7 protein-coding genes are annotated in these 8788 nt (G+C 69.6%); 1 reads left to right on the forward strand and 6 read right to left on the reverse strand.

The window, feature by feature from the left end; genetic code table 11:
* Positions 1-4 precede the first annotated feature (4 nt).
* From carB to pyrR, 6 genes are all read right to left on the reverse strand, one after another.
* The gene (gene carB / locus ACFWM2_RS36695; RefSeq protein WP_383289405.1) at positions 5-3313 is read right to left on the reverse strand and encodes a carbamoyl-phosphate synthase large subunit; all 3309 of its coding nucleotides are present in this window, start codon (positions 3311-3313) and stop codon (positions 5-7) included.
* Positions 3306-4448, reverse strand: coding sequence for a glutamine-hydrolyzing carbamoyl-phosphate synthase small subunit (gene carA / locus ACFWM2_RS36700; protein WP_383289408.1), 1143 nt, complete (start codon positions 4446-4448; stop codon positions 3306-3308). The genes carB and carA overlap by 8 nt, the downstream gene beginning before the upstream one ends.
* Entirely contained in the window at positions 4445-5005 is a 561-nt protein-coding gene (locus ACFWM2_RS36705; RefSeq protein ID WP_383289411.1) for a hypothetical protein, read from the reverse strand. Before ACFWM2_RS36705 ends, carA begins: the two co-directional genes overlap by 4 nt.
* Positions 5002-6288: a dihydroorotase gene (locus ACFWM2_RS36710; protein ID WP_383289414.1), complete on the reverse strand. Its 1287-nt coding sequence runs from the start codon at positions 6286-6288 to the stop codon at positions 5002-5004. The genes ACFWM2_RS36705 and ACFWM2_RS36710 overlap by 4 nt, the downstream gene beginning before the upstream one ends.
* A gap of 5 nt (positions 6289-6293) precedes the next feature.
* The gene (locus ACFWM2_RS36715; RefSeq protein WP_383289417.1) at positions 6294-7271 is read right to left on the reverse strand and encodes an aspartate carbamoyltransferase catalytic subunit; all 978 of its coding nucleotides are present in this window, start codon (positions 7269-7271) and stop codon (positions 6294-6296) included.
* 117 nt (positions 7272-7388) lie between these two features.
* On the reverse strand, positions 7389-7979 hold the full coding sequence (pyrR, locus tag ACFWM2_RS36720) for a bifunctional pyr operon transcriptional regulator/uracil phosphoribosyltransferase PyrR (protein WP_383289420.1): 591 nt from the start codon (positions 7977-7979) through the stop codon (positions 7389-7391).
* Positions 7980-8224: 245 nt separating this feature from the next.
* Between pyrR and bldD the strand changes: the two genes are divergently transcribed.
* Positions 8225-8725, forward strand: coding sequence for a transcriptional regulator BldD (gene bldD / locus ACFWM2_RS36725; protein WP_067366005.1), 501 nt, complete (start codon positions 8225-8227; stop codon positions 8723-8725).
* Positions 8726-8788: the final 63 nt, after the last annotated feature.

Below are 8788 nucleotides of genomic sequence, written 5' to 3' on the forward strand. Positions count from 1 at the left end.
GCTGCTAGTCGCGGGCCGCGGTCAGATGCTCGGCGTGTTCCTGGAGTGAGCGCACGCCCACGTCGCCGCGGTTGAGCGCGTCGATGCCCTGGACGGCGGCGGCGAGCGCCTGGACCGTCGTCAGGCACGGGACGGACCTTGCCACGGCCGCGGTACGGATCTCGTAGCCGTCGAGGCGGCCGCCGGTGCCGTACGGCGTGTTGACGATGAGGTCGACCTCGCCGTCGTGGATGAGCTGGACGATGGTCCTCTCGCCGTTCGGGCCCTCGCCCTCGCTCTGCTTGCGCACGACGACGGCGTTGATGCCGTTGCGCTTGAGCACCTCGGCCGTGCCGGAGGTGGCGAGCAACTCGAAGCCGTGCGCGACGAGTTCACGCGCCGGGAAGATCATCGAGCGCTTGTCGCGGTTGGCGACCGAGATGAACGCGCGGCCCTTGGTCGGCAGCGGACCGTAGGCGCCCGCCTGGGACTTGGCGTACGCGGTGCCGAACACCGAGTCGATGCCCATGACTTCACCGGTGGAGCGCATCTCCGGGCCGAGGACGGTGTCCACGCCACGCCCGTGGATGTCGCGGAAGCGCGACCACGGCATGACGGCCTCCTTGACGGAGATCGGCGCGTCGAGCGGCAGCGTGCCGCCGTCGCCGTTCGCCGGCAGCAGTCGCTCGGCCCGCAGTTCGGCGATGGTCGCGCCGAGCGAGATCCGGGCGGCGGCCTTCGCCAGCGGCACCGCGGTCGCCTTCGAGGTGAAGGGGACGGTGCGCGAGGCGCGCGGATTGGCTTCGAGGACGTACAGGATGTCGCCCGCCATGGCGAACTGGATGTTGATCAGTCCGCGGACCCCGACACCCTTGGCGATGGCCTCCGTCGAGGCGCGCAGGCGCTTGATGTCGAACCCGCCGAGGGTGATCGGCGGCAGTGCGCACGCCGAGTCGCCGGAGTGGATGCCGGCCTCCTCGATGTGCTCCATGACACCGCCGAGGTAGAGCTCCTCGCCGTCGTACAGGGCGTCGACGTCGATCTCGATGGCGTCGTCGAGGAACCGGTCGACCAGGACCGGCCGGGAGGGGCTGATCTCGGTGGACTCGGCGATGTACGACTCCAGGCGGGTCTCGTCGTAGACGATTTCCATGCCGCGGCCGCCGAGGACGTACGACGGCCGGACGAGGACCGGGTAGCCGATCTCGTCGGCGATGGCCTTGGCGCCCGCGAAGGTGGTGGCGGTGCCGTGCTTCGGGGCGGGCAGGCCCGCTTCCGCGAGGACCTGGCCGAAGGCGCCGCGGTCCTCGGCGGCATGGATGGCCTCCGGCGAAGTGCCCACGACCCGGACGCCGTTGTCCTTCAGCGCCTGCGACAGACCCAGCGGGGTCTGGCCGCCGAGCTGCACGATCACACCGGCGACGGGCCCGGCCAGCGTCTCGGCGTGCACGATCTCCAGCACGTCCTCGAGCGTCAGCGGCTCGAAGTACAGGCGGTCGGAGGTGTCGTAGTCCGTCGAGACGGTCTCGGGGTTGCAGTTGACCATCACGGTCTCGTAGCCCGCGTCGCTCAGCGCGAAGGAGGCGTGGACGCAGGAGTAGTCGAACTCGATGCCCTGGCCGATGCGGTTGGGACCCGAGCCCAGGATGATGACCGCGGGCTTCTCGCGCGGCGCGACCTCGGTCTCCTCGTCGTAGGAGGAGTAGAAGTACGGCGTCTTCGCCGCGAACTCGGCGGCGCAGGTGTCGACCGTCTTGTAGACCGGGCGCACGCCCAGCGCGTGCCGGACCTCGCGGACGACGTCCTCGCGCAGACCGCGGATCTCGGCGATCTGGACGTCGGAGAAACCGTGCCGCTTGGCCTCGGCGAGCAGCTCCTCGTCGAGCCGGTCGGCGGCGGCCAGCTCGTCCGCGATCTCCTTGATCAGGAAGAGCTGGTCCAGGAACCACGGGTCGATCTTCGTCGCCTCGAAGACCTCCTCGGGCGTGGCGCCCGCGCGGATGGCCTGCATGACGGAGTTGATGCGCCCGTCGGTAGGACGGACGGCCTCCGCCAGCAGCTCGGCCTTGTCGCCGGGCTCGCCCACAAACGTGAACTGCGAGCCCTTCTTCTCCAGCGAGCGCAGTGCCTTCTGAAGCGCCTCGGTGAAGTTGCGCCCGATGGCCATCGCCTCGCCGACCGACTTCATGGTGGTCGTGAGGGTCGAGTCGGCCGACGGGAACTTCTCGAAGGCGAACCGGGGGGCCTTGACGACCACGTAGTCGAGCGTCGGCTCGAAGGACGCGGGCGTCTTCTCCGTGATGTCGTTCGGGATCTCGTCGAGCGTGTAGCCGACCGCGAGCTTGGCCGCGATCTTGGCGATCGGGAAGCCGGTCGCCTTGGAGGCGAGAGCCGACGACCGCGACACACGCGGGTTCATCTCGATGACGATGATCCGGCCGTCCTCGGGGTTCACCGCGAACTGGATGTTGCAGCCGCCGGTGTCGACGCCGACCTCACGGATGATCGCGATACCGATGTCCCGCAGGCGCTGGTACTCGCGGTCGGTGAGCGTCATCGAGGGCGCGACGGTGATCGAGTCGCCGGTGTGCACGCCCATCGGGTCGAAGTTCTCGATGGAGCAGACGACCACGACATTGTCGTTCTTGTCGCGCATCAGCTCCAGCTCGTACTCCTTCCAGCCGAGGATGGACTCCTCCAGGAGCACCTCGGTGGTCGGGGAGAGCATGAGGCCCTGTCCGGCGATGCGGCGCAGCTCCTCCTCGTCGTGCGCGAAGCCGGAGCCGGCGCCGCCCATGGTGAAGGAGGGGCGGACGACGACGGGGTAACCACCCAGCGTCTCCACGCCCTTGAGGATGTCGTCCATGGTGTGGCAGATCACGGACCGGGCGGACTCGCCGTGCCCGATCTTGGTGCGGACGGCCTCGACGACACCCTTGAAGAGGTCGCGGTCCTCGCCCTTGTTGATCGCCTCGACGTTGGCGCCGATCAGCTCGACACCGTACTTCTCCAGGACACCCTGCTCGTGCATGGAGATGGCGGTGTTCAGGGCGGTCTGACCGCCGAGGGTGGGCAGCAGGGCGTCCGGCCGCTCCTTGGCGATGATCTTCTCGACGAACTCCGGGGTGATCGGCTCGACGTACGTGGCGTCGGCGATCTCCGGGTCGGTCATGATCGTCGCCGGGTTGGAGTTGACCAGGATGACCCTGAGTCCCTCGGCGCGCAGGATGCGGCACGCCTGGGTGCCGGAGTAGTCGAACTCGGCGGCCTGGCCGATGACGATCGGGCCGGAGCCGATGACCAGGACGGACTGGATATCGGTGCGCTTAGGCACGCTGGCCCTCCATCAGGGATACGAAGCGGTCGAACAGGTAGGCGGCGTCGTGCGGGCCCGCTGCCGCTTCGGGGTGGTACTGGACGCTGAAGGCCGGCTGGTCGAGCAGCTGAAGCCCCTCGACGACCTGGTCGTTCAGGCAGACGTGGGAGACCTCGGCGCGGCCGTAGGGGGTGTCGGACACCTTGTCGAGCGGGGCGTCGACGGCGAAGCCGTGGTTGTGCGCGGTGACCTCGACCTTGCCGGTCGTACGGTCCTGCACCGGCTGGTTGATGCCGCGGTGGCCGTACTTCAGCTTGTACGTGCCGAAGCCGAGCGCGCGGCCGAGGATCTGGTTGCCGAAGCAGATGCCGAAGAGCGGGGTCCTGCGGGCCAGCACTTCCTGCATGACGCCGACCGGGCCGTCGGCGGTCGCCGGGTCGCCGGGACCGTTCGAGAAGAACACCCCGTCGGGGTTCACGGCGAACACGTCCTCGGCCGTGGCCGTGGCGGGCAGCACGTGCACCTCGATACCGCGCTCCGCCATGCGGTGCGGGGTCATGCCCTTGATGCCGAGGTCGACGGCGGCGACGGTGAACTTCTTCTCGCCGATCGCGGGGACGACGTACGTCTCCTTGGTGGCGACCTCGGCGGCGAGGTTGGCGCCCTTCATCTCGGGCGCCTGGCGGACCTCGGTGAGCATGGTGCCCTCGTCCGGCAACGCGTTGCCGGAGAAGATGCCGACGCGCATGGCACCGCGCTCGCGCAGGTGGCGGGTCAGCGCACGCGTGTCGATGCCGCTGATGCCGACGACACCCTGCGTGCGCAGCTCCTCGTCCAGCGAGCGCCGGGAGCGCCAGTTGGAGGACACGCGCGCGGGGTCGCGTACGACATATCCGGCGACCCAGATCCGCTTCGACTCGGGGTCCTCGTCGTTGACGCCGGTGTTGCCGACGTGCGGGGAGGTCATCACGACGACCTGGCGGTGGTACGACGGGTCGGTGAGGGTCTCCTGGTAACCGGTCATGCCGGTGGAGAACACCGCTTCGCCGAAGGTCTCCCCCACGGCCCCGTAGGCACGGCCGCGGAAGATCCGGCCGTCCTCCAGGACGAGTACGGCGGGAACCTTCGTGGTTCCCCTGGTGGAGGTCGTCATCGTGCGCCTTCCGTCTTGTTGATCATGCTGTTCAGGGTCTCGACCCATTCGTTGTGCTCGGCCGCGCGGTCGGAGCGGAAGCCGGAGTCGATGAGCTTGTCGCCGAGTGCCCAGGTGACGACGAGCAGACCGCCCTCGGTGAGGACCTTGCCGGCGATGCCCTTGTCGAGCCGGGCCTCACGCAGGGCGTCCCGCGGCACGAAGAAGTCGGTCGCTCCCGGGCGTACGACATCCAGGCCCGCCTCCGTCAGGGTCAGCTCGACCCGGCTGCGGGTGCCCAGGCCGTGCGCCACGATGCGGTCGAGCCACTGCCCCGCGGTGGTGGAGCCGTGGTAGCGGCCGCTCATGCTCAGTTTCGCCGGGCCGCGGTCGTCCGGCGCGTCGAGCGGCTCGGGCAGGTCGCCCTGGAGCGTGCCCCGCCACTTCCAGCCCTCGCGCATCAGCCAGTAGACGAGCGCGATGAAGAGGGCGAGGCCCACGAGCCAGCCGACCCGGGCGGCCCAGTCGGTCACCTCCGCCGACTTCTGTCCGGCGGCCGACACAGTCAGAGATGTCACGCGAGCTTCCCGTCGACGAGCGTGGCCCGGCCCCGGAGCCACGTGTGCGTCACACGCCCCGGCAGCTCGCGGCCCTCGTAGGGGGTGTTGCGGCTGCGCGAGGCGAAGCCCGCGGGGTCCACGGCTCCACGGTATTCCGTGTCGAGCAGCGTGAGGTTGGCGGGCTCACCTGCCGAGACGGGACGGCCGTGGCCGGTGGCCCGGCCGATCTCGGCGGGCTTCACGGACATCCGGTCGGCGACGCCGGCCCAGTCGAGCAGCCCGGTCTCGACCATCGTCTGCTGGACGACGGAGAGCGCGGTCTCCAGGCCGACCATGCCCATGGCGGCCGCGGCCCACTCGCAGTCCTTGTCCTCGTGCGGGTGCGGGGCGTGGTCGGTGGCGACGATGTCGATCGTGCCGTCGGCGAGTGCCTCGCGCAGGGCGAGCACATCACGCTCGGTGCGCAGCGGCGGGTTGACCTTGAAGACCGGGTTGTACGTGCGCGCCAGTTCGTCGGTCAGGAGCAGGTGGTGCGGGGTGACCTCGGCGGTGACGTCGATGCCGCGGGACTTGGCCCAGCGCACGATCTCGACGCTGCCGGCAGTCGACAGGTGGCAGATGTGGACGCGCGAGCCGACGTGCTCGGCGAGCAGGACGTCCCGGGCGATGATCGATTCCTCGGCCACCGCCGGCCAGCCACCGAGGCCCAGCTCCGCGGAGACGACACCCTCGTTCATCTGGGCGCCCTCGGTGAGCCGCGGCTCCTGGGCGTGCTGCGCGACGACCCCGCCGAAGGCCTTCACGTACTCCAGCGCGCGGCGCATGATCACCGCGTCGTCCACGCACTTGCCGTCGTCGGAGAAGACCGTGACACCGGCCGCGGACTCGTACATGGCGCCCAGCTCGGCGAGCTTCTTGCCCTCCAGGCCGACGGTGACGGCGCCGATGGGCTGGACGTCGCAGTACCCGTGCTCCTTGCCCAGCCGCCACACCTGCTCGACGACTCCGGCGGTATCGGCGACCGGGAAGGTGTTGGCCATGGCGAACACCGACGTGTAACCACCACTGGCCGCGGCCCGCGTGCCGGTCAGCACGGTCTCGGAGTCCTCACGGCCCGGCTCGCGCAGATGAGTGTGCAGGTCCACGAGCCCCGGCAACAGCACCTTGCCGTCGGCCTCGACGACCTCGGCGCCCTCGGCGCTCAGGCCCTCGCCGACCTCGGCGATCGTCTCGCCGTCGATCAGCACGTCCTGCGGCCGGCCGCCCAGCACCTTCGCACCTCGGATAAGGATCTTGCTCATCTGACTTACTTCTCCTCGGTACGGGTGTGGGTGACGGCGGGCTCGTTGCCGCCCAGAAGCAGATACAGGACCGCCATGCGGATGGAGACGCCGTTCGCCACCTGCTCGATCGCCGTGCAGCGGTCGGAGTCGGCGACCGCGGCGGTGATCTCCATGCCGCGGACCATCGGTCCCGGGTGCATCACGATGGCGTGCTCCGGCATCTTCGCCATCCGGTCGCCGTCGAGGCCGTAGCGCCGCGAGTACTCGCGCTCGGTCGGAAAGAAGGCCGCGTTCATGCGCTCGCGCTGGACGCGCAGCAGCATCACGGCGTCGGACTTGGAGAGCGTGCTGTCGAGGTCGTACGAGACCTCGCAGGGCCAGGACTCGATGCCGACCGGCAGCAGGGTGGGCGGGGCCACCAGCGTGACCTGGGCGCCCAGGGTGTGCAGCAGGTCCACGTTGGAACGGGCGACCCGGCTGTGCAGGATGTCGCCGACCAGGGTGATGCGCTTGCCGGCCAGGTCCTGGCCGAGCCCGGTGTCCCGGCCGACGAGCCGGCGCCGCATGGTGAACGCGTCGAGCAGGGCCTGCGTGGGGTGCTGGTGGGTGCCGTCGCCCGCGTTGATGACGGCGGCGTCGATCCAGCCCGAGGTGGCGAGGCGGTACGGGGCTCCGGAGGCGCCGTGCCGGATGACGACGGCGTCGACCCCCATCGCCTCCAGCGTCTGGGCGGTGTCCTTCAGGGACTCGCCCTTGGAGACGCTCGATCCCTTGGCGGTGAAGTTGATGACGTCCGCGGAGAGGCGCTTCTCGGCGGCCTCGAACGAGATCCGGGTGCGGGTCGAGTCCTCGAAGAAGAGGTTGACGACGGTACGGCCGCGCAGGGTCGGCAGTTTCTTGATCGGCCGGTCGGCGACCCGGGCCATTTCCTCGGCGGTGTCGAGGATGAGGACGGCGTCGTCGCGGGTGAGGTCGGCGGCCGAGATGAGATGACGCTGCATCTGTCAGGCTCCGTAAGGCAGTTCAGTTCAAGGAGGCGGGGGCCCGGGGAAGTCCCCGGAAGGCGGCGGGCAGACGGGGCTCTTGCGGGCACACGGCAGTGACGTACGCCCGGAGTCCTACTGCTGCTCGCCCGGGGAGGTTCGCTTCGCACCGAGCAGCACGGTGTCGCGACCGTCCTCCTCGGCGAGCTGGACCTTGACCGTCTCCCGCAACGACGTGGGGAGGTTCTTGCCGACGTAGTCGGCGCGGATGGGCAGTTCGCGGTGACCGCGGTCGACGAGGACGGCGAGCTGCACCGCGCGGGGGCGCCCGATGTCGTTCAGCCCGTCGAGCGCCGCGCGGATGGTGCGGCCCGAGAAGAGCACGTCGTCGACGAGGACGACCAGGCGGCCGTCGATGCCGTCACCGGGGATCTCGGTGCGGGCCAGCGCACGCGGCGGGTGCATGCGCAGGTCGTCGCGGTACATGGTGATGTCGAGGGAGCCGACCGGGATCTTGCGACCGGTGATCTCTTCGAGCTTGTCGGCCAGCCGGCGGGCCAGGAAGACGCCTCGGGTCGGAATGCCGAGGAGCACCACGTCGTCGGCGCCCTTGGCGCGCTCGACGATCTCGTGGGCGATGCGGGTCAGCACCCGCGCGATGTCGGGGCCCTCGAGAACGGGCCGGGCATCGGACTCGTACTGCTGCTTGTCGTGCTCAGTGTCCATACGAAACGGACCTCCTTCTCCGCCTCACGGGACGGATCATTAAAGGACGTCGAAATTGCGCCACCCACGGTACCAGCAAGGCAACGCGCCTGATCACCCCCCTCACATCACCCGTTCGGCTGATCCTGGTGAAGTGCCGGTATGGACCATTCGGCTTGACGGGGCAGAGTAACGCTGCGTAACCTCACAGTGAGTCACCAGCCGCGCGGCGGAGCCGCACGTTGATACAGCGTCCGGGGAGCTATATGTCCAGCGAATACGCCAAACAGCTCGGGGCCAAGCTTCGGGCCATCCGCACCCAGCAGGGCCTTTCCCTCCACGGCGTCGAGGAGAAGTCCCAGGGCCGCTGGAAGGCCGTCGTGGTCGGTTCGTACGAGCGCGGCGACCGCGCCGTCACCGTACAGCGCCTCGCCGAGCTGGCCGATTTCTACGGGGTCCCCGTGCAGGAGTTGCTGCCGGGCACCACTCCGGGCGGGGCCGCCGAGCCGCCGCCGAAGCTCGTCCTCGACCTGGAGCGGCTGGCCCACGTGCCGGCCGAAAAGGCGGGCCCCCTGCAGCGGTACGCGGCGACGATCCAGTCGCAGCGCGGTGACTACAACGGCAAGGTGCTGTCGATCCGCCAGGACGACCTGCGCACTCTCGCCGTCATCTACGACCAGTCGCCCTCGGTCCTCACCGAGCAGCTGATCAGCTGGGGCGTCCTGGACGCGGACGCGCGTCGCGCGGTCTCGCACGACGAGGGCTGATCCCTTCTCGCGCTTCAGCAGAAACGTGCCGCCGGGGTGGCCGGAACATACCGTTCCGGCCAC

It is taken from the genome of Streptomyces sp. NPDC058371 (assembly GCF_042723265.1).
GTDB lineage: Bacteria > Actinomycetota > Actinomycetes > Streptomycetales > Streptomycetaceae > Streptomyces.

Coding starts and splice junctions, on each gene's coding strand:
- bldD (WP_067366005.1), top strand. CDS start 8,225: ATGTCCAGCGAATACGCCAAACAGCTCGGGGCCAAGCTTCGGGCCATC.
- pyrR (WP_383289420.1), bottom strand. CDS start 7,979: ATGGACACTGAGCACGACAAGCAGCAGTACGAGTCCGATGCCCGGCCC.
- ACFWM2_RS36710 (WP_383289414.1), bottom strand. CDS start 6,288: ATGAGCAAGATCCTTATCCGAGGTGCGAAGGTGCTGGGCGGCCGGCCG.
- carA (WP_383289408.1), bottom strand. CDS start 4,448: ATGACGACCTCCACCAGGGGAACCACGAAGGTTCCCGCCGTACTCGTC.
- ACFWM2_RS36715 (WP_383289417.1), bottom strand. CDS start 7,271: ATGCAGCGTCATCTCATCTCGGCCGCCGACCTCACCCGCGACGACGCC.